A 20,885-nucleotide genomic window follows, 5' to 3' on the forward strand; every position below is an offset into this window, starting at 1 on the left:
CTTTCGTGAAGGTTGTGGGTTCCGGGAACTAACGAAGCGAACGAATCCTCGAGACTAGTCTGTTCGTTGGTCGTCCTCGATTCGGTTCCGTTCGGCCCGCTCGTGTCCTCCTGTCAGAGTCGAAGCCTCCCCCTATCATATCAGTATAGATTTGTCTTCTGCAATTTCTGCATCTGTATCTAGGGCCACACCCCTCCTCGAGAGAGTGACCAATTTATTAGAAGAATGGTATATGCTCTCACGAGTAGTACATGATAATTGGTGATGGATATGGCAACAGAACAATCGACCGTACACGAAACGCAAATCGAAACGGACGCTCGCTTGCGGAACGGTTCACTCCTGATGGCGCTGGCCGGATTGGGGTTCGTCGGCTACGGCATCGTCTTCCTCGTCCGCGCACTGACTGGAACCGGATTCGAACTCGGCGTGGCGACCCTCGACGGGGTATCCCGGGTAGAGTTGGCCGCAACGTACCCCGAAGTGGCGTACTACATCACCCACGCTCACGTCGCCCTCGCCGGATTCATTCTAACGACGGGGATCGCCGTCACGGCGTTGGCGTGGTACGGCGTCCGCAGCGGACAGCTGTGGGCGTGGGCGACGGCGGTCACGGCGGCCGTTCTCGGACTGGTCATCGCCCTCCCGATGCACTACACCGGCGGGTTCGCCCACGATTGGGTGACCCACCTCGGCCCGATCTACCTCGCGGCGATCGTGTTCGTCATCGGCGCCGTGTTGGCCTTGCTCAGCATCCGCGCATCGACTCCCAGCGTGGAGTGAGTCCCCCATCTCTGTTTTTCGTCCCGTCGGTAGCGTCGGCGAATTCGCTGCGTTCACTCGAACAGCACAGCAATTCGACGTTCAACGGCACCCTCGAGACGACCGCACACCTTCAGTTGTACTCGCGCCAGCGATAGCCGCACTCGGTACACTTGAAGAACCTCGTCGGCGGTTCGTCCGCCGAGGCCGTCTGCTTGATCGTGTACCAGGCCTCCTCGGTGCCACACTCGTCACAGCGGACGTCCGTCGCGATTGGCTTGCCCTCGAAGTTCGCGTTCTCGTCGGACTCGATCACGTCGTCGAACGTCTGGGACTCGGTGGTGACAAACGAGGCCTCTTCCTCCCGGTCTCGAGCCGTCGACGCCCCGCAGTCGTCGTTGGTACAGACCATGTGGTCCCCATCGGCTTTCATCATCGAACCGCAGTCGTCGCAGAACTGCATACCAGAGGTATCGGCTCGAGGGGGAAAAACGATGCGTCAGCGGCCCGACCGAGGCCCGCCGAGGATGGCTTTCCACACTCGAGACGGAGCCTATTTCGCCCCACAGCCGCGAGTGTCGCGTATGAACCAGACCACGGAGACCACGGCCCGCGTCCTCCCGGGGCGAACCGCGGACGAGTGGCTCCTCCTCGAGGTCGACACGGCCGATCCGACGTACGTCGAGCGACCCGACCTGGACGACGACCCCGATTCGGGCGACGACGCGGATCGAAACGGCCCCGACCTCGACCACGGTAACCGGATCGAGGCGACGCTCGAGTGGGACGACGGCGAACCCCGACTCGCCGACTGGACGGTTCCCGAGCCGACGCGATTCCGCTTCCGTCGGACGGACGCCCCCGTCTTCCAGGCCGCCCAGCACTGCTTCGAGGAGGCCCGACAGACGGGCGAGGCGATGAACGCCCGCGTGATTCACGACACCGACGGCCGACCGAACGGCGTCGTGTACACGTTCGCGGACCAGCCGGGTCAGCGCGACCTCTACGCCGAGTTTCGCGACGGCGAGAAGCCCCTCGAGCCCCTGCTTGAGCGCGCCGCCGAGTCGACCGAGCCGCCGTTTTCGGTCTGGGTGCTCGACGTGGCCGAGCCGTTCGTGCTCGTGACCATCGTCCTCGATCCGGACGGGTTGCTCGAGGAGAAGATGCACGAGACGTACGGAGATGCTGGGTAGGAACCGTCCCTTTCAGTTGTGGGGCGAGTACCCGACTCGGTCGCTCACTCGTAGGTGAAAAATCGGACGTTGCAGGACGGACAGACCAATTTTTCTTGCGGTGTCTTGCCGATTGGCGTCGCTTCGCCACAGCAACTCGCGCGCGTGATGGTCACCTCGCCGCCACAGAGCGGGCACTCCTCGAGTAGCGACCGCAGGGGGCGCCCCGCGGCGCGGGCGACCGCGTCGTCGACCCGCTCTTCGAGCGCGCGGGCTGCGGCGAGTTCGGCGATGGCGACTCCCTGGTGGAGCGTCACGGGCGCGCCCTCGGCCGGATCGAGGATGACGACGGGGCGACCCCACTGCCGGCGCGTGCGCGTGTCGACGTCTGCCGGCGTCACCTCGTCGGCCACGTCGGCCAGCGCTTCGAGGTCGAGGTGACGAAGCGACGCCATCTCGCGACGCCAGTCCTCGCGGAAGTCCGGGTCGAGCACCACGTCCTCGGCCTCGAGGTCGACGACGCCGGCCTCGAGCAACGTGGTGAGGACCGCTTCCCCGGCCGGTGGGGTGTCGTCGCTCGAGCCCGCGCCCGCGTTCGCGTTCGCGTTCGCAGCCGTATCCGTGGCCGCGGTCGAACTCGTCGTCGATCCAGATTCCTCGACTGTTCCGAGCCCGCCAGCCTCGGCCAGCGATCCGCTCGTCGAGCCCCGATGCTCGTGGCCGAACGGATCGACCGGTAGCCTGGCGAAGAGCTTCGGTGCCACGTGCGGCGTGTACGGAACGAGGTAGCCCCGGAGGCCGATCCCGGCCAATCCGGTGAGCGTAACCCCCATCGCGGTCCGTCGCCGCCCCCTGAGAGCGAGGATGCCGACCGCCGCGACGAGCAGTGCGACGTTGGTCACCGTACACGGCCAGCAGCGATTCTCCCCGGTGAATTCCGGGCGCCGAATGCGCTCGAGAAGCGAAGCCATGCGGGGCAGTTTCTGGTGGGACGGCTTGAGTGTGGCGCTGGAGACAGGCTTTTTACAACGGGTGTTATACGTCGACTGGAATGAACGTGCGCCCTCCACAGTCAAGCGGGCTGGTGGTTCGACATGGACGGTGACGAACTGATCGCGACGCTCGAGGATGCGGGCCTCTCGCCGTACCAGGCCGACGCTTTCGTGACGTTGCTCGAACTGGGCGCCGCGTCGGCGACCGACATCGCCCACGCGAGTTCTGTCCCCGATCCACGAATCTACGACGTCCTGCGCGGACTCGAGGACGACGGATACATCGAAACCTACGAACAGGACAGCTTGCACGCCCGCGCCCACGACCCGGGTGAGGTCCTCGCCGACCTTCGCTCGCGGGCGAGTCGCTTCGAGACGGCCGCGACGGAGATCGAAGAGCGCTGGAACCGGCCCGATATCGAGGACCACAAGGTCAGCATCGTCAAGCGACTCGACACGGTGCTCACACAGGCCGAGGAGTTGATCCGGGAGGCGACGACGCAGGTGCAAGTCGGTTTGACCGTTGAGCAGTACCACGAACTCGAGGACGCGCTCGCGTCGGCACTCGAACGGGGCGCCGACGTGAAGGTGTGTCTGTTCCCGTCGGTCGACGCCGAGATGGATCTCCCGCCGATGGAGTCGCTGGCGCGGACCTGTACGGAGGCCCGACGTCGACCGATCCCCTCGCCGTTCGTCGCACTCGTCGATCGAACCTGGACGTGTTTCTCCCCGCACGGGTACTCGACGAACGAGTACGGCGTCATCGTCAACGACCGGACCCACACCTTCGTCTTCCACTGGTACTTCCTGACCAGCCTCTGGGAGGTCCACGAGACGATCTACTCGGCCCGAAACGACGAGTTCCCCGTCACCTACGTCGACCTCCGGCACTGCCTGCGTGACGTCATCCCCCTGCTCGAGGACGGGGTGGCGATTGAGGCGACGGTCGAGGGAATCGAGACCGATTCGGGACTGGAAGTCACGCGGTCCGGGACGGTGACGGACGCCACCTACGCGGGCGTCACGACGGAAGCCGATCACCCGGCCCCGCTGGCACAGCTCGCGGGCGAGGCGTCGATCACCCTCGAGACCGAGAACGGACCCGTTACCGTCGGCGGCTGGGGCGCGATGCTCGAGGACCTCGAGGCGACTCGTATTACGATCGACTCGAGTGCCTGATGAGTTATTGAAGTATTATATCTTCACGAATTATTACTACGTTCGGGTGTTATTGTCGAGCAACGCCGTCACTTCGAAATCGCCGGATGGGGTCGGTGATCGTAGTGTAGACGCCGTCTTCTTCGGAACCCATACCGCTCGACGACTATCTTTGTCTCATTTACAACACCTGTTGTACCTGATCCAGTAGTTATAAATACGAACGACATTGTTATCTCCTGCTATGAGTGAGAGAAACTCACAGGGGAGCGACGGAATCGACTCGAGCGTCTCGCGTCGGACGTTCGTTAAAGCAGCGGGGGCGAGCGGAGCCGCGGTGAGTCTCGCGGGGTGTATCTACGGCGACGAAGGCGATGGCGGCTCCGGGGACACCATAACGATCGCGATGGGGTCGACGACCATCTCCGACATCGAGGACAACCTCCCGGACCTACTCCACGAGAACGGGCTGAGCGACGACGTCGAGATCGACTTCAGTTCCCAGGAGGACGACTCCGGCGCACAGCGAGACCAGTACATCTCGCTGCTCGAGGCCGAGGAGTCCAGCCCCGACCTGTTCATGATGGACACCGGGTGGGCGAACGTATTCATCGAACAGGGCTACATCGCCAACCTCTCGGAGGAACTCGACGACGACACCCTCGACCGCATCGACAGCGACTACTTCGAGGCGTTCACAAACACGGTTCGCGACACCGAAAGCGGCGACCTCTACGGAATCCCGCTGTTCCCAGACTACGCGGTCATGCTGTACAACAAGGAGTACGCGCGTGAAGCCGGCTACTCCGACGACGACTTCGATCAGTGGGAGACCGAACCGATGACCTGGCAGGAGTGGGCCGAGACGGCCCAGGAGGTCACCGAGGCGTCGGATGCCGAGTTCGGCTTCTCGACCCAGTGGGACATCTACGAGGGGACCGCCTGCTGTACGCTCAACGAGGTCATGACCTCCTTCGGCGGCGCGTACTTCGGCGGCGAGGAGAACCTGGGCGGCCCGGTTGGGGATCGCCCGGTCACCATCGACGAACCGGAGTTCATCGAGGCGCTCAGCATGATGTACACGCTCGCCGCTCAGGAGGAAGATGAGAATACCCTCGACGAGTACCCGACCGGCGTGGCATCGCCGGACATCACCCAGTGGGACGAGAATCCGGCGCTCTCTCCGTTCACGGAGGGACAGGCCGCATTCCACCGCAACTGGCCCTACTCGATCGTCGAGACGCTCAGCGGCGACTACGACTTCGAGGACGAGGACGACCTCGGAACGATGCCGCTCCCCTACGCGGTCGAGGACGGCGAGGGTGCCCACCCCGGCACGGGAGGCTCGACCTCGGCCCAGGGCGGGTGGCACATCTGCATGAACCCCAACACCGAGCGAAAGGAGGAGGCCCTCGAGGTGCTCACCGCGATGACGGAGGACGACTTCAACCTCGGCATGCTCGAGGCCATCGCCTGGCTCCCGCCGAAACCGGACCTCTTCGATTCCGAGGAAGCGACCGATCCCGACGCCGTCGGCGTCGTGGCCAACTACATGAACACGCTCCAGGTCGCCGGCGAGGGGGCGATGCCGCGACCGGTCACCACGGCGTGGCCCTCCCAGGCGAACGCGATCGCCGAACAGGCTAACCAGGCCGTCGCTGGCCAGAAGAGCCCCGAGGAGGCCGCCGCCGAACTCCAGACCTCCATCGAGGACATCGAATCCTCACAATGAGCACCGAAGGTGAGGCGGCCGGGACCGCTCGAGAATCGCGGCGGTCGGGGCCGCTCGTCGCGGCTACGCGGTGGCTCGAGAACCTCGGGGAAACCGCGTTCGCGTACCTCCTGTTGACACCCGTGTTCGTCCTGCTCGGGACGATCGCGCTCTATCCGCTGTTACGGACGTTCGAACTGTCCTTGTACACGGGGATCCTGGGCAATTCAGAGCAGGAGTTCGTCGGCCTCCAGCACTACGTCGACCTGTTCAGCGGCGACGCGAACCCGAAACTCCCCGGCTCGGTGACCTTCCTCCCCGATGTAACCACGAGCGGGAACTTCCCGTTCGTCCACGTCGAGGGCTGGGCACGGAGTACCCTGGTCGTGACGATACTCTTCGCCGCCATCAGCGTCTTCTTCGAGACGATCATCGGATTCGGTCAGGCGCTCGTCCTCGACAAGGACTTCCGGGGCCGTCGGTGGGTCCGTGCGGCGATCATCATCCCGTGGGCGATCCCGCTGGTCATCCAGGGGATGATCTTCTACCTCATGTTCCACCCGAGCACCGGGTTCCTGACCCAGTACCTCTCGTCGGTTGGCATCGTCGCCCCGACGAACACGCTCAACGATCCCTCGAGCGCGTTCCTGATCGTCACCGTGGCCGACATCTGGAAGACGACCGCGTTCATGGCCTTGCTCATCCTCGCCGGCCTCCAGAGCATCGACCGGAGCCTCTACGACGTCGCGAAGGTGTCGGGCGCCACGCGCTGGCAGCAGTTCAAGCTCATCACGTTCCCGCTCGTCTTGCCGGCTCTCGGCATCGCCATCCTCTTCCGTATGATCGACGCCATGCGCGTCTACGGGCTGATCGACTCCGTCTCGAGCTGTACGACCGTCCCCTCGCTTTCGTGCATGGTCGTCGAGACCTTCTACTCGAACCGCGGGCTCGCCTCGGCGGTCGCATTCGTCACGGCGGGCATCATCGGCGTGGTCGTGATCGGCGTCATCTACCAGCAGTACAAGGAGGGTGGGATCTGACATGGCGACGCCATCTACGACGGAATCGGAAGTGGAACCAGACGCGACGGACGCTGCCGACGACAGTGAGCGAAAACAGGGGCCACTCGGCCGCTGGACGCGCGGCGTCCTCGAGGAAGAAGCGAAGCGCCAGCGCCTCTACCGGGCGTTGTTCTGGACCGCCTGTGCGTTCTTCCTCGTGACGACGCTGTTTCCCTTCTACTGGCTGCTCGTGCTCGCGCTGACGCCGAACAGCCGGATTCTCACCGGCGACTGGTCACTACCAGTGATCGGGATCGAGTTCCCGCACCCACAGGGGTTCAACGTCACCGCGTTCGTCGAGGTGTTCCAGGAGGTGCCGTTCCACCTCTTCGTCTTCAACAGTTTCGTGCTGGCGACGACGACCACGATCATCGTCCTCGCTGTCGCGACGCTCGCCGGGTACGTCTTCGGGCGCCTCGAGTTCCCCGGCCGCGGCGCGCTCATGCTCGCAGTGCTGGTGATCTCGTACTTTCCGCCGGCAGCGTTCCTGATTCCGCTGTTCGACGCATTCCTCGGAAACGCGGTCGTGATCCCGTTCCTGGGCGTCGAACTGTTCCAGTCTCCCCGACTCGTGAACACACCGGGATCGATGATCATGCCGTTCAGCGCGCTGTTCTTGCCGCTGGCGATCTTCATCCTGACGACGTTCTACGCCCAGATTCCCGACGGCCTCGAGGACGCGGCACGCGTCGAGGGAACGACCCGGCTCGGGGCGTTGTTCCGGGTCATCATGCCGCTGTCGGCGCCCGGAATCGCGACTGCGGCCGTGTTGACGTTCATCTCGGTCTACAACGAGTACTTCTTCAGCTCGATCATGGCGCTGGAGAACCAGCCCCAGAACTGGTCGCCGCTGGTCGGCGGGATCCTGAGCTACCAGACCCAGTACACGACCGACTTCAACCTGATGGCGGCGGCGAGCATCGTCGGGGTCCTCCCCGTCGTCGTCCTCGTCATCGTCGCCCAGGAACGCATCGTCAGCGGACTGACCGCCGGCGCACTCAAAGAATGACCACACGCAGCACCCACTATCACTACCAATGGCACGCGTAACACTCGAACACGTCACGAAACGCTACGAAGACGTCACCGCGGTCGACGACATGAACCTCGAGATCGAAGACGGGGAGTTCGTCTGCCTCGTCGGCCCCTCGGGGTGTGGAAAGTCGACGACGATGGAAACGATCGCCGGCCTCACGAAGCCCACGGAGGGGACGATTCACATCGGGGACCGGGACGTCACGAAACTCCCGCCGAAGGATCGCGGGGTGTCGATGGTCTTCCAGAACATCGCGCTGTTCCCGCACATGAACGTCTACGAGAACATCTCCTTCGGCCTTCGACTCCGGAAGTACGACAAGGACGAGATCGACCGCCGGGTCGATCAGGCCGCCGACATCGTCCAGCTCGAGGGCATGCTCGAGCGCGAGCCAAACGAGCTCTCGGGCGGACAGCAACAGCGGGTGGCCATCGCGCGGGCGATCGTCCGCGAGCCGGACGTCTTCCTGATGGACGAACCGCTGGCGAACCTCGACGCCAAGCTCCGGGTCCACATGCGGACCGAGTTACAACGGTTGCACAAACAGCTCGAGACGACGATCATCTACGTCACCCACGATCAGGCCGAGGCGATGACCATGTCCGACCGTATCGCCGTCATCAACGCGGGCGAACTCCAGCAGATCGATCCGCCGCTGGTCTGTTACAACGAACCTGCCAACCGGTTCGTCGCCGGATTCATCGGCTCGCCGTCGATGAACTTCGTCGAAGGAGAGATCACCGCCGGGGGACTCTCGACCGACCACTTCGACCTCGAGTTCGATTCCAACGCCGTCGACGTCCCGTCGGGTGAGGCGATCACGATGGGGGTCCGGCCCGAGGACATCTACCTGACCGAAAACGTCGACTCGGCGACCAGCGCCTCCGAGGTCGTCGAGGCCCGGACAGACGTCCTCGAGCCGATGGGCGATCAGATTTTCGTCTACCTGTCGCTCGACGACGCGGGCACCGAGATGATGACGAGCGACGAGGCGTCGGCGGCCTCAAACCAGCTCCTGATGAGCGTCGATCCGGACACGGACATCGACGAAGATCAGTCGATTTCGGTGGTGCTCGACCGGTCGAAGGTGCACCTGTTCGATACTGGGACGGGGAACGCGATCGCTCACGGGATCGAGTCGCTGGCTCGGGCTACGTCCGGAGCCGGGGCCGAAGCAGAATCCGAAACCGGGGCCGGGCCAGGGGCTGTCGACGTCGCTCGAGCCGACTCCGAATCGGGTGGTCGACGTGAGTAGCCTGATTCCGGTGGTCTACTACGGCGGGCTAACGATCCTGTTTTTCTTCTGGATATACGGGATCGTTTCGTTCGCCCTCGACGTCAAGAACAGGATCCTCCCGGGCATCGCCCAGTACCGCCGCGGACGCGCCAAACGTGAACAACGTCGAGAGCAGGAACGCGAACGATCCGAGCGTGAGGAACAACTGTACTGAATCGATGATCGACGAGACACCCATTCGAGCCGGAATCGTCGGCTGCGGCAACATCGGCCAGTACCACGCCGACCGCCTCCAGGAACTCGGCGCCGACCTCGTCGGCGGCATGGACGTCTCGACGCAGGCGCGCGACCGGTTCGCCCAACGTTACGGCGTCGACGCATACGACGATCACCACGCGCTCTACGACGCGATCGACGTAGTCGTGATCACTACGCCCAATCGGTTCCACGAGGAGTACGCGGTCGACGCGTTCGAGCACGGCCTGCACGTCCTGCTCGAGAAACCGCTGGCACACTCCCTCGAGAGCGCCGAGCGCATCGCCGCGGCGGCGAGAGAGAGTAGGGGCACCTGCACGGTCGGCTTCCACAACCGGTTTCGAAATGCCGTCCGCCTCGTCGCCGACCGGATCGAACGCGGCGACCTGGGCGAGATAACCCACGTCGAAGCGAACTACGTCCGCCGGCGAGGCGTTCCCGGTCGCGGCTCTTGGTTCACCCGTCGAGACATCGCCGGCGGCGGCGCGCTGATCGACCTCGGCGTCCACGCCATCGACCTCGCGCTCTACCTGCTCGACGATCCCGCCGTCAGCGACGTCTCGGGGGTCACGAGAAGCGAGTTCGGCTCTCGCGAGGACTACGCCTACCTCGAGATGTGGGGCGAGGACGCCGGGCCGGAGGGGTTCGACGTGGACGACTCCGCCAGTGCGTTCGTTCGATGCGCGGACGATCGGACCATCTCGCTCGAGGTCGCCTGGGCGACGAACCGCCCGCCGACCCACGAGTTCGTCGTCCAGGGGACCGAGGCCGCCGCGCGGTTCGACCTGCTCGAAGATCAGGTGACGATTCACTCCGCGAGTCCGGACGGGGCGAACCACTTCGTGGACTCGACGCTCGAGCCGACAGCGAACGACGCACACTCGGACGAGCAGCGGGCGTTTCTGGCGGCGATCAGAGGTGGGGAAGACGCCGTCGGCGCGAGCGTCGAGGAGGCGCTCGCGGTGCAGCGGGTCATCGATTCGATCTACCGCTCGAGCGGCGAGGGGCACCCGATCACGCTCGAACAGTCCTGAGCAAGTAACGGATACCGCTTTGACTGGGTCGAGCTCGAAACTCGTGTTCGAAACGAGGTCTCCGGTGTATCGGTCACCAGTGGTTGACGGCAGTCAGCTACCAGTGGTCGGACGATGGAGGTCGGACAGTGGTGGTTAGACAACAGTGGTCAGATAACAGTGATCCGAACCTTAAAATATATATTTTATAGTATTGGGCCACAGAAGCCAGGACCTCGTGATACCGCGGCCGTCGACGACGATGATCGTGTGTACGTCGGCTGACCGCTATTCGAGGGACGGGGCGCTGCGAAAACGGGCGACAGGTTATAGGCTACTCGAGGTACCGCCCGGCGACCGATTCCAGAATTTTCCGCTCGGCCTGCCGACGGTGTTCGTCGGCGGTACGCCGATCGATGCCTACCGACTCGGCAATGGCCGCCATCGACGTCTCTCGAGGGACCTCGTAGTACCCGCGCTCGTAAGCTGTGGCGAACACCTGGCTCTGTCTTCGCGAGAGCGCCGGCAACGGCTCGCCGATCCCGTCCGGCGTCCGGTTGCGGTCGAGACTGTCGAAGGAGAGGTCCCGCTTCGACTCGACGGTCACGTCGAAGTCCTCGAGCAGGTCGTGATAGCAGTGGGTGAGGTGAGCGGACTCGAGCGCCAGGAGGCGAATCGACCGCGCCCCGTCGGCGTATCGAATCGGCGGCAACAGGAGACAGCCGTGGTCGTCCAGAATGCCGTCGACGACCGTCGTCTCGAGGGCCTTGACGCAGTTTCCGGTGACCGCCACGGCGTCCGACTCGTCGACGATGGCGTCCTCGACCCCAGCGAACTCGTCGATGGCCTCGAGGACGGCCTCGAGACGACCGGTCTCGCACTCGAGGAGCAACAGGTCGCTGTGGTCGTTGCACCACAGGGAGAGCCGCGCGTCGAACGCCGCGGTGATCGCATCGTAGGAGCCGAACTCGGCCCCCGATTCAGAACCGGCGAGGCGGAACGTCGCTTCGTACACGAAGGGGCGAAGGGCGGCCACGTATATAATACCCGGCGTGTGGCGACTCGAAACACTTGCCGCCCCGGAACGTGTGCGTACATATGGCAAACTCGTCTTCGAACCACGAGCACGACCGAGATGGGACGACCGAGTGGGACGGCGTCGGCGACCCGAGTGAGGAGTGGCGATCCTATCGAGGCGCGCCGACCGGCACCGACCTCGAGTGTCGCGGCTGGCGCCAGGAGGCGGCGTTCCGCATGCTGAACAACAACCTCGACCCCGAGGTGGCCGAGGACGCGGAGTCGCTCGTCGTCTACGGCGGCACCGGCCGGGCGGCCCGGTCGTGGGACGCCTACGACGCGATCTGTGACCAGTTGCGGGACCTCGGCGACGACGAGACCCTGCTCGTCCAGAGCGGCAAACCCGTCGGCCGGTTCACGACCCACGAGCGCGCCCCGCGGGTGCTCATCGCGAACTCGAACCTGGTCGGCAAGTGGGACGACTGGGAGCACTTCCACGAACTCGAGGCCCGCGGAAAGATCATGTACGGGCAGATGACCGCCGGATCGTGGGCCTACATCGGGACCCAGGGGATCATCCAGGGCACCTACGAGACGCTGGCCGAGCTAGGTCGCCAGCACTTCCCCCAGAGCAATGGCCTTGAGGGAAGAATCGTCGTCACCGCGGGCCTCGGCGGTATGGGCGGCGCCCAGCCGCTGGCCGTGACGATGAACCACGGCGTCTGCATCGCCGCCGACGTCGACGAAACGCGGATCGAGCGCCGCCTCGAGACCGGCTACTGTCAGGAGCGCGCCCCCGACCTCGAGACGGCCATCGAACGAGCGGAGGACGCTGCCGAGGCTGGCGAGGCCTACAGCGTCGCCGTCCATCTGAACGCCGCCGACATGCTCGAGTCGATGCTCGAGCGCGGCTTCGTCCCGGACGTAATCACCGACCAGACGAGCGCCCACGACGAACTCGAGGGGTACTACCCCGCCGACTACTCGGTCGCGGAGGCCGACGCCCTGCGGGAGCGAGACCCCGAGGCGTACGTCGAGGAGAGCCTCGCGACGATGGAGCGCCACGTCGACGGCATTCTCGAATTACAGGCGGAGGGGGCCATCGCCTTCGAGTACGGGAACAACATTCGGGGACAGGTCGAGGACTACCGGGAGCGCGCGGACGGTGACAGTGCTGGTGGCACCGCCAGCAGGGACGCCGACGAGAGCGGTAATCCGTGGCCGGTGTCGGGCGCCGACTCGAGCGAGCGACAACCCTTTGACTTCCCAGGCTTCGTCCCCGCCTACGTCAGGCCGCTGTTCTGCGAGGGGAAAGGGCCCTTCCGCTGGGCGGCGCTCTCGGGCGACCCCGCCGACATCCACCGCACGGACGACGCCGTTCGCGAACTGTTTCCCGAGAAGGAACACCTCGCTCGCTGGATCGACCTCGCCCAGGAGCACGTCGAGTTCCAGGGACTCCCCTCGCGGGTCTGCTGGCTAGGGTTCGCCCGCGACGAGGACGGCCTCACCGAACGCGCGCGGTTCGCCCTCCGCATCAACGAACTCGTCGCCGACGGCGAGATCGCGGCGCCGATCGTCGTCACGCGCGACCACCTCGACGCCGGGTCGGTCGCCAGCCCGAACCGGGAGACCGAAGCGATGGCCGACGGCACGGACGCCGTCGCCGACTGGCCGATCCTCAACGCCCTGCTCAACTGCGCCGCGGGCGCCGACATCGTCAGCGTCCACGACGGGGGCGGCGTCGGCATCGGGAACGCGCTGCACGCGAACAACCACGTCGTCCTGGACGGGAGCGAACTTGCCGCAGAGAAGGCGCGCCGCGTCTTCACCACCGACCCCGGTATGGGCGTCGTGCGCCACGCCGACGCTGGCTACGACGAGGCGCTCGAGGAAGCCCGCGAGTCGGACGTCACGATCCCGATGGGTGGTGACGAGCGGTGACCGCGTTCACCAGTCCGGTCGAGTGGGTGAGTCCCTCGAGCGACCCCAACGACGAGACGTTCGGCGACGTGGTTGCCGCGGTGGAACTCGAGAACGCAGACGAGTACGACGCCGTGCTCGTCGGGGAGCCCTCCGACGTCGCCGTCATCGGCCGTCGCGGGGCCCGGGAGGGGCCGCGAGTGATCCGGGAGTCGATGGCCAGCGTGAAGACCCACCACTTCGAGGTGGGTTCAGTCGGCTCGAACGGCGCGAACGGCTCGGCCGCCCCAATCGGCGACCTCGGCGACCTCGACCTCCCCGACGCCGACGTTTCGACCGTCCAGGACCGAGCGGAAGCGACCGTCCAGGCCGTCTACGAGACCGGCGCTCGTCCCGTCTTCCTCGGCGGCGACAACTCTCTGACCGTGGCGAACGTCTCGCCCCTGCTCGCCGACGGCTCGGTCGGCGTCGTCAGCCTCGACGCCCACCTCGACTGTCGGGAGCCGATCGACGGCCCCTCGAGCGGCACGCCCTACTACCAGCTTCACGAGCGCGGCCTGGACGCCTTCGCCGTCGTCGGCGCGCGTCACTTCGAGACCTCGAGCGCGTATGCTGAGTATGTCGAGGAGCAGGGTGGAACGGTCGTCACCGCAGAAACCGCTCGCCGGGACCTCGAGGCCGCGGCGACCCGGGCGCTCGAGGCGATGGACGGCGTCGATCGGATCTTCCTCAGCCTGGACATCGACGTGCTCGACGCGGCGTTTGCGCCCGGTGTGAGCGCGCCCACGCCGGGCGGGCTGACGACGACCGAGCTGTACGCGCTCCTCAGCCGAATCGCGGCCGACGAGCGCGTCGCCGGGTTCGAGGTGGTCGAGTGCGCGCCGCCGCTCGACCGCGGGGGGCAGACGAGCGACGCGGCGGCTCGAGCCGTCGCGCACGTGCTCGCGGGGTGGTCGGCGTGAGTCGCGATACGGGCGCTCTCGAGTCCGAGGGACACACCACTGTCGTCTACGGCGCGAGCGAACTGGTGGTCGGCCCGGCATCGGGCGAAGCCGCGCGCGAGGACGGAAATGAGAACCGGAGCGGTAGCGAGGACGACGGAGCGCCCCTCGAAACCGTCGAGAACGGTGCGCTCGTCGCTGTCGACGGCGAGGTCGTCGCCGTCGGGTCCACTGACGACATCGTTCGAGAACACCCACCAGAGAACGCCGACACGGCCATCGACGCGAGCGGCCGAGCCGTCGTCCCCGGATTCGTCGACCCACACACCCACGCGGTCTTCGCCGGGGATCGTTCCGACGAGTTCGAGGCCAAGCTCGAGGGAACGACCTACCAGGAACTGCTCGCGCAGGGTGGCGGCATCCTTCGAACCGTTCGATCCACGCGAGAGGCGAGTCTCGAGCGTCTCGTCGAGAACCTGCTCGGCCACCTCGACGTGATGCTCGCCCACGGGTCGACGACCGTCGAGGTCAAATCCGGTTACGGCCTGGAGACCGAGACCGAGTTGCAAATGCTCGAGGCCATCGACGCCACGAACGAACGCCACCCCGTCGATCTCGTGCCGACCTATCTCGGCGCCCACGCGGTTCCAGAGGGTGTCGACGCCGACGACTACATCGAATCCGTCGTCGACGACCAACTACCCGCGGTGGCCGAGCAGGGAATCGCCCGCTTCTGCGACGTCTTCTGCGAGGAAGGCGCGTTCTCCGTCGACCAGTCGCGACGGGTGCTCGAGGCCGGCCTGGAGTACGGTCTCGAGCCGAAGGTCCACGCCGAGGAACTGTCCCACCTGGGCGGGACGCAACTCGCGGCCGACCTCGAGGCTGCAAGCGCAGACCACCTGCTCTACGCAACCCGCGAGGACGTCGATGCGCTCTTCGAGGCCGGAACGATTCCCGTCCTCCTTCCCGGTACCGCGTTCGGGCTGGGGGAGGCCTACGCCGACGCCGAGACGATGCTCGAGGCCGGCGCCCCGGTGGCAATCGCGACCGACTTCAACCCGAACTGCCACTCACGGAGCATGGAGTTCGTCCAGACGCTCGCGTGCGTCGAGATGGGCATGACGCCCGCGGAGGCACTGCTGGGTGCGACCAGAAACGCGGCCAGAGCGGTCGGCGCGACGGACGGGACGGGCACCCTGGCGGTCGGCGCTCCGGCGGACGCACTCGTGCTCGAGGCGCCGCGATACGCCCACCTCGCCTATCGATTCGACACGACGGCCGTAGAGACGGTGCTGAAGCGGGGGCAGGTCGTCGTCGAAAACGGCACGGCGCTCGAGGAGGTGCGTTCGTCGTGAGCGTCGCTGCGCTCGAGTCCGATTGGGAGAGCGAATTCTCCCCGTTCGGATCAGTACGTGATACCAGTGTGGCGACCTCAGTAGGTGATGATTTCGTAGCCATCGGCGACGAGGGATCGGACGCTCGGATGCCCCTCGAACTCGGCGACCTCCTCGACGGGTTCGTCCTCGACCTCGTCGTCGACGTCATAGGCGTCGGCGCAGTACGAGCAGACCTGCGCGTGGTGCTCGACGGCGTCGTAGAGGGCGTGGTAGTCGTGACCCTCGTCGGCGAGTTCGGGGACCCACTGGGTTCCAGCGCCGTCGAAGATGAGTTCGATCTCGTCGCCGTGGTCGTCGAGCTCCTTGGCGGTCTGGAGGGCGTTGACGACGCGGCCGAGGTCGGACGGTGCTTCGGTGCCAGCGAGAACGATGATCGCGGTCTTTGGCATGAGGTCGACCGTTCACGGCGGACGGAAAGGACGGTTGTGCGCTCGTGTGCAGGTGGCCCACGAACGAACGGAGGACGGCGGGACGGAGGGCAGCATGCCTGAGGCCGACAGCGCCCCCGTCGAACTCGACGGCCGATCGCTCACCCCCGAGGACGTCGTCGCCGTCGCTCGAGACGGCGCCCCGGTTACGATCACGACGGACGCCCGCGAGCGCGTTCGCGTCTCCCGCGAGCGCGTCGAGGACGTGATCGAGAGCGGCGAGCCCGTCTACGGCCTCAACACGGGCTTCGGCGAACTGGTCGACGAACGGATCCCGCCAGACCAGATCGAACGCCTCCAGACCAACCTCCTGCGGAGCCACGCCGCCGGTGCGGGTCGAGAGTGTACCCGCGAGGAGGTTCGGGCGATGATGGTCTCGCGAATCAACGCGTTAGTCGCGGGCTACTCGGGCGTGCGCGAGGTCGTCGTCGATCACCTCGTGACGCTGCTCAACGAGGACGTCCAGCCGGTCGTCCGCTCGCGCGGCAGCCTCGGAGCCAGTGGCGACCTCGCGCCGCTCGCCCACCTCTCGCTGGTCCTCATCGGCGAGGGGGAAGCGATCCTCCGCGACGACGAGGGGTCGATGCGCGTCGACGGCGACGTGGCCCTCGAGGCAGTCGGGCTCGAGCCCCTGTCGCTCGCACCGAAGGAGGGGCTCGCGCTGATCAACGGGACCCAGCTGACGGTCGGACTGGCCGCGATGCTCGTCGTCGACGGCGAACGGCTGCTCCGGGCCGCGGACGCCGCAGGCGCGCTCACGACGGAGGTGACGCTGGGGACGACGGCCACGTCCGACGCGGCCATTCACGACGTGCGTCCCCACGCAGGCCAGCAACGGAGTGCCGCGGCGGTTCGCGCCCTGACGGCCGACAGCGACGTCGTCGAGGCGCATCGAAACTGCGACCGCGTCCAGGACGCCTACTCCCTGCGGTGTCTCCCGCAGGTTCACGGGGCCGTCCGCGACGCGGTCGCCCACCTCCGAGAGGCCGTGACGGTCGAACTCAACAGCGCAACCGACAATCCGCTCGTCTTCTCCGCCGCAGACGCGGACGACCGCGCCTCCGGAACCGACCGTGCGGCCGTCATCTCCGGGGGGAACTTCCACGGCCAGCCCCTCGCCTTACGTCTCGAGTACGCCCGCCTCGCACTGACCGACCTGGGAGCGATCGCCGAACGCCGGATCGATCGCATCCTCAATCCGAACCTCCAGGAGGATCACCTCCCACCGTTTCTCGCCCCCGAGAGCGGCCTGCAGTCGGGCTACATGATCGCCCAGTACACCGCCGCCGCGCTCCTCAACGAGTGTCGTTCCATCGGCGCGGCCTCGAGCGACAACACGCCCGTCAGTGGCGGCCAGGAGGACCACGTCAGCATGAGTTCGCAGTCGGCGCTCAACGCCCGGAAGGTGCTCGAGAACGTCCGTCGGATCGTGGCAACCGAGGCGGTCTGTGCGACGCAGTCGGCCGACTACGTCGGCAACGCCGAGGACGTCGACGTCCTCTCGCCGTCGGCCGATCGGGCGGCGACGGCAGCCGCCCTCGGGACCGGAACCGGGGCGCTCTACGAACACGTCGGGCAGTTCGTCCCGCCGCTCGAGGACGACCGCGTCCTGGACGGCGAACTCGACGCGGTCGCCGACGCCATCGCCTCCGGGGGGATCGATTCCGTAGTGCTTTCGGTACTCGAGGCCGGGGACGAACAGTAACGCGGTGCTCGAGGCCGAGCGCTCCGCCTAGTCGGTCCCGTCCTCGTCGAAGAAGTCCCGGAGAATTTCCTGTAAGCCCCGCCGGAGGTGCTGGTGCATCGTCGGCGCGGCGATTCCCATCGATTCGGCGATCTCTTCACCCGTACTTCCCCGCGGCCAGTCGAAGTACCCGCCGTAATACGCCAGTCGAAGCGCCGTAAGCTGGCGATCCGTGAGCCGGTCGGCGATTCGATTGCGTCGGTCGCGGGCGGTCATCACCGGCCGGTCGGCCTCGCGTTTGGAGACGAGTTCGGTCTGTGCGTAGATCCGCTTCATCGCCTCGACAATCTCTCGCGTATCGGTCTCCCGGGAGACCTCGGCCGTCAGGTGCCCGACGCCGTCCTGGACGCTGACGTCGCGCACCGTCGCCCCGTATCCGGTGAGCGTTCGAACCGCGGACTCCGAGAGCCGGATTTCGATCGTCGCCTGGTCGTCGCCGTCGTGGATGAGCCGACACTCCTCGACGGTGGGGTGGGCGGTCGCTTCGTCGTGTACCGTCTTCCCGTCGAGCCCATCGACCGTCACGTACTGGTAGGTTCGACCGGCGGCCGTCGTCCCCGACCACTCGAGGGTACACGTACAGTCGTACTGCTCTGAGAGGTCGAACGAGAACGAGTCACCGCCCCCAATCCGGAACTCGAGGACCGTCACGGCGTCGGCGAACAGCAGTCGGCGGTTCTTGATCGCGTTGATGGCGAAGCCGATCGTCTCGCCGAGGAGTCGAAAGGCGTCCTCTTCACGCTCGCCGAACGCGTCCGCTCGACGAGCCAGTACGGTCAGCACGCCGTACACGCTGTCACCGTGGGTGAGCGGGACCGCCAGGGCCGATTCGATGTCGTGTTCGCGGGCAGCCTCTTTGAGAGGATCTGGGAGGCTCGAGCGTTCCGACAGGTTGTTGCTCGACTGAATCGTGTTCTCCCGCATCGCACGGACGATGGGCCGGTCGGGATCCGCGTCGAGGTCGATCTCCTGGATTCGCTCGAGATAGGACTCGACGTCGCCACACCCCGTCTGGTAGACGACATCGTCCTTCCCGGAAGGCCGGGAGATCCACGCCCCGCAGTAGAGGTCGGAGGCGACGAGCTGTTCGCAGACGGCGTCCTCGACGGTCGACTGCGTCGGCGCTTCGACGAGCGTCTCGATGATGCGCCGGACGACGGCGTTGATCCGGTTGAGCAACTCGAGTTGATCTCGGCGCTGCCGAAGCGCTTCCTCTCTATTGGCCCGTTCGGTGACGTCGCGCGCCAGCCAGATCACGGCCCGCTGATCGTCCGAGCGTAGGTCGATCGGGGCGACCCGCGCCTCGTACAGCCGCACGCCTTCGGTCGTGTTCGTCTCGTACTCGACGTGTTCGATGGCGTCGTTCTCGAGAGCTGCCGTGACCGCCTCGTGTAAGCGATTCGCCTGCGGGTCCGGAAACGCGTCCCACAACGTCTGTCCGACGAACTCCGTCGAAGCGACGGTGTAGAGATCGGCAGCATCGGGTCGGACGTTCGCGTCGAGGTAGGTTCCGTCCGCTCCGATCACAAAAACCTCGTCGGGCAACGTCGTCGCGAGCAACTCGGCAGCGGTCGTGACGGGTCGAGGTGAACCGGTGTCCTCGATAGCGCGCTCCCAGTGGGTCTCTACCCGGTCGTCGATCGCGCCGAGTGACGCCGTGGGAACGTAGTCATCGGCGCCACCCCGGATCGCGGCGGTCGCGAGCCGGTCGGACCCCTCCGGCGAGACAACAATCGTTCGTCGACGGTCAAATCCGTCCGTCAGCGTCTCGAGCATCGACCGAACCCACGACTCGTCGCGAGCGAAGACGACGACCACCGGAAACTGCTCGGCCCCGTCCTCGAGGAGCCGACGACACGCCTCGCTCGAGGCAACGGTTCGAACCGGACGGTCGAGACCGTCCGCGAGTTCTTCGACGAGCGCCTCGGCGTCCGTCGATGAGGCGATGAGGACTGCGTGTGAATCGGGGTTGGTCGACATGGTCGAATCACGGCCGTTGGGCCTGCAGCGGTAACCGTTTGGTGCGTACACCTCCGGCGACGGTAGCCGGATACGCTATCGGACGATACGTCCCGCCCGAGAGCGTGAACGGGGTACGCGAGGGGCAGCGTCGACTTTTCAGAGGAAGCGTGGACGGACGAACGAACCGTCCGTGTCGACTGAATCACCTCGAGTTTCCCGTTCTTGTTAGTCAGTTGGCAACCCGGGTGGATAAATGGTTCGCTACAGCTGATTTCCGCCCGGTCACACTGCAACTATTCGAGGCCGCCGCAGTCTTGCGTTTTATCCAGTTGCATATTCGTTTCAAGCGGCACAAACGATCGCACTCACTTATACCGGGTCCGCCTCATCTGTGAGTGGGGATGGGATGATAGAGACCGTCAAATCGCTGCTGTTCACCGAGTCGGAACGCGAAACGATTTACGAGTGTCGGCGGTGTGGAACCGGCGTCGACTCGCCGTCGAGTACGTGTCCGTCCTGTGGGAACGAGGACATCGCCAGCTTTCATACGCAGTGAACGGAAAATTTCAGCACGTCAGCACCCGCTCGAGCGGCCGTTCTGTTAACAGTCTCCCGGAATCGACGTCGTCCAATCGATTAGATCTCGTCCTTTTCTTTGAGCTGCTCCATAACGTCGTCGACGAACGAGTCGACGTTCTCGTAGGGGAAGTCACCGCCCGAGAGCTTCGTGTTCAGCTCCATCGCCGTCATAGAGAAGTCACCGGACTCGAACTTCGTTCCCGGCCCGTTCGGCAGGGCGGGTACGAGGTCCATCGGACTCGAGATGGGGTAGTCTGCGCCTTCGAACGCCTCGGTGAACTGCTCGCGGAGTTCTGCTTCGTCTGCCATAGCACCCTGACGTTCAGGCGGATAAATAATAAACCTGTTTACTAGGTCTCGTACCCGACCTGCGCCTCAGTCGTCCCCAACCTGGGCAGCGATGTCCTCGACGACGTCCGGGTTCCGGAGCGTCGAGGTGTCGCCGAGTTCGTTGCCCGAGGCGATGTCCTCGAGCAGGCGACGCATGATCTTGCCCGAAC

The 20,885-nt window shown here is 65.5% G+C and carries 20 protein-coding genes; 14 read left to right on the top strand and 6 right to left on the bottom strand.

The window, feature by feature from the left end; translation table 11 throughout:
- Positions 1 to 270: 270 nt before the first annotated feature.
- Positions 271 to 783, top strand: coding sequence for a hypothetical protein (locus ACFQO4_RS18045; RefSeq protein ID WP_500262244.1), 513 nt, complete (start codon positions 271 to 273; stop codon positions 781 to 783).
- Between the two features lie 112 nt (positions 784 to 895).
- On the opposite strand, the gene ACFQO4_RS18050 is transcribed toward ACFQO4_RS18045, so the two are convergent.
- Positions 896 to 1,225 (bottom strand): transcription factor S, encoded by a 330-nt coding sequence (locus tag ACFQO4_RS18050; protein ID WP_500262245.1) that lies wholly within the window; start codon positions 1,223 to 1,225, stop codon positions 896 to 898.
- Between the two features lie 121 nt (positions 1,226 to 1,346).
- Between ACFQO4_RS18050 and ACFQO4_RS18055 the strand changes: the two genes are divergently transcribed.
- Complete coding sequence (locus tag ACFQO4_RS18055) at positions 1,347 to 1,955, top strand: DUF6663 family protein (RefSeq protein ID WP_500262246.1); 609 nt, start codon at positions 1,347 to 1,349, stop codon at positions 1,953 to 1,955.
- A gap of 44 nt (positions 1,956 to 1,999) precedes the next feature.
- On the opposite strand, the gene ACFQO4_RS18060 is transcribed toward ACFQO4_RS18055, so the two are convergent.
- A complete protein-coding gene (locus ACFQO4_RS18060; RefSeq protein WP_500262247.1) occupies positions 2,000 to 2,905 on the bottom strand; it encodes a DUF8054 domain-containing protein in 906 nt (301 codons plus the stop codon).
- Positions 2,906 to 3,028: 123 nt separating this feature from the next.
- On the opposite strand from ACFQO4_RS18060, the gene ACFQO4_RS18065 reads away from it, so the two are divergent.
- The 7 genes from ACFQO4_RS18065 to ACFQO4_RS18095 all read left to right on the top strand — a co-directional run bounded on the left by ACFQO4_RS18065 (position 3,029) and on the right by ACFQO4_RS18095 (position 10,418).
- Complete coding sequence (locus ACFQO4_RS18065; RefSeq protein WP_500262248.1) at positions 3,029 to 4,105, top strand: TrmB family transcriptional regulator; 1,077 nt, start codon at positions 3,029 to 3,031, stop codon at positions 4,103 to 4,105.
- Between the two features lie 223 nt (positions 4,106 to 4,328).
- Entirely contained in the window at positions 4,329 to 5,816 is a 1,488-nt protein-coding gene (locus ACFQO4_RS18070; protein ID WP_500262249.1) for an extracellular solute-binding protein, read from the top strand.
- Positions 5,813 to 6,835 (top strand): carbohydrate ABC transporter permease, encoded by a 1,023-nt coding sequence (locus ACFQO4_RS18075; RefSeq protein ID WP_500262250.1) that lies wholly within the window; start codon positions 5,813 to 5,815, stop codon positions 6,833 to 6,835. Before ACFQO4_RS18070 ends, ACFQO4_RS18075 begins: the two co-directional genes overlap by 4 nt.
- A 1-nt stretch (position 6,836) precedes the next feature.
- The gene (locus tag ACFQO4_RS18080) at positions 6,837 to 7,865 is read left to right on the top strand and encodes a carbohydrate ABC transporter permease (RefSeq protein ID WP_500262251.1); all 1,029 of its coding nucleotides are present in this window, start codon (positions 6,837 to 6,839) and stop codon (positions 7,863 to 7,865) included.
- A gap of 28 nt (positions 7,866 to 7,893) precedes the next feature.
- Positions 7,894 to 9,147: an ABC transporter ATP-binding protein gene (locus ACFQO4_RS18085; protein ID WP_500262252.1), complete on the top strand. Its 1,254-nt coding sequence runs from the start codon at positions 7,894 to 7,896 to the stop codon at positions 9,145 to 9,147.
- Positions 9,140 to 9,343 carry a DUF8005 family protein gene (locus ACFQO4_RS18090; protein WP_500262253.1) on the top strand — a complete coding sequence of 68 codons (204 nt, stop codon included), beginning with the start codon at positions 9,140 to 9,142 and terminating at the stop codon, positions 9,341 to 9,343. Before ACFQO4_RS18085 ends, ACFQO4_RS18090 begins: the two co-directional genes overlap by 8 nt.
- 4 nt (positions 9,344 to 9,347) lie before the next feature.
- Positions 9,348 to 10,418 carry a Gfo/Idh/MocA family protein gene (locus tag ACFQO4_RS18095; protein WP_500262254.1) on the top strand — a complete coding sequence of 357 codons (1,071 nt, stop codon included), beginning with the start codon at positions 9,348 to 9,350 and terminating at the stop codon, positions 10,416 to 10,418.
- Positions 10,419 to 10,731: 313 nt separating this feature from the next.
- On the opposite strand, the gene ACFQO4_RS18100 is transcribed toward ACFQO4_RS18095, so the two are convergent.
- Positions 10,732 to 11,412 carry a helix-turn-helix domain-containing protein gene (locus ACFQO4_RS18100; RefSeq protein ID WP_500262255.1) on the bottom strand — a complete coding sequence of 227 codons (681 nt, stop codon included), beginning with the start codon at positions 11,410 to 11,412 and terminating at the stop codon, positions 10,732 to 10,734.
- Between the two features lie 83 nt (positions 11,413 to 11,495).
- Between ACFQO4_RS18100 and hutU the strand changes: the two genes are divergently transcribed.
- The 3 genes from hutU to hutI are packed head-to-tail and all read left to right on the top strand — an operon-like array spanning position 11,496 to position 15,630.
- Positions 11,496 to 13,355 (top strand): urocanate hydratase, encoded by a 1,860-nt coding sequence (hutU, locus tag ACFQO4_RS18105; protein WP_500262256.1) that lies wholly within the window; start codon positions 11,496 to 11,498, stop codon positions 13,353 to 13,355.
- Positions 13,352 to 14,296, top strand: coding sequence for a formimidoylglutamase (gene hutG, locus ACFQO4_RS18110; protein ID WP_500262257.1), 945 nt, complete (start codon positions 13,352 to 13,354; stop codon positions 14,294 to 14,296). Before hutU ends, hutG begins: the two co-directional genes overlap by 4 nt.
- Positions 14,284 to 15,630, top strand: a complete 1,347-nt coding sequence (hutI, locus tag ACFQO4_RS18115) for an imidazolonepropionase (protein ID WP_500262262.1) — start codon at positions 14,284 to 14,286, stop codon at positions 15,628 to 15,630. Before hutG ends, hutI begins: the two co-directional genes overlap by 13 nt.
- A gap of 77 nt (positions 15,631 to 15,707) precedes the next feature.
- Here hutI and ACFQO4_RS18120 read toward each other — a convergent pair whose 3' ends face one another.
- Positions 15,708 to 16,061, bottom strand: coding sequence for a DsrE family protein (locus ACFQO4_RS18120; protein ID WP_500262258.1), 354 nt, complete (start codon positions 16,059 to 16,061; stop codon positions 15,708 to 15,710).
- A gap of 94 nt (positions 16,062 to 16,155) precedes the next feature.
- Between ACFQO4_RS18120 and hutH the strand changes: the two genes are divergently transcribed.
- Positions 16,156 to 17,805 (top strand): histidine ammonia-lyase, encoded by a 1,650-nt coding sequence (gene hutH, locus ACFQO4_RS18125; protein WP_500262263.1) that lies wholly within the window; start codon positions 16,156 to 16,158, stop codon positions 17,803 to 17,805.
- Positions 17,806 to 17,832: 27 nt separating this feature from the next.
- Here hutH and ACFQO4_RS18130 read toward each other — a convergent pair whose 3' ends face one another.
- Complete coding sequence (locus ACFQO4_RS18130; RefSeq protein WP_500262259.1) at positions 17,833 to 19,824, bottom strand: bacterio-opsin activator domain-containing protein; 1,992 nt, start codon at positions 19,822 to 19,824, stop codon at positions 17,833 to 17,835.
- Positions 19,825 to 20,212: 388 nt separating this feature from the next.
- Here ACFQO4_RS18130 and ACFQO4_RS18135 point away from each other — a divergent pair, with 388 nt between their 5' ends.
- Complete coding sequence (locus ACFQO4_RS18135) at positions 20,213 to 20,362, top strand: hypothetical protein (protein ID WP_497901484.1); 150 nt, start codon at positions 20,213 to 20,215, stop codon at positions 20,360 to 20,362.
- An 80-nt stretch (positions 20,363 to 20,442) separates the two neighbouring features.
- Here ACFQO4_RS18135 and ACFQO4_RS18140 read toward each other — a convergent pair whose 3' ends face one another.
- Positions 20,443 to 20,694 (bottom strand): MTH865 family protein, encoded by a 252-nt coding sequence (locus tag ACFQO4_RS18140; protein WP_497901483.1) that lies wholly within the window; start codon positions 20,692 to 20,694, stop codon positions 20,443 to 20,445.
- Between the last annotated feature and the right edge of the window lie 191 nt (positions 20,695 to 20,885).

The sequence above is a fragment of the Saliphagus sp. GCM10025334 genome (assembly GCF_042663485.1).
In the GTDB taxonomy this organism is placed as follows: Archaea; Halobacteriota; Halobacteria; order Halobacteriales; family Natrialbaceae; genus Natronosalvus.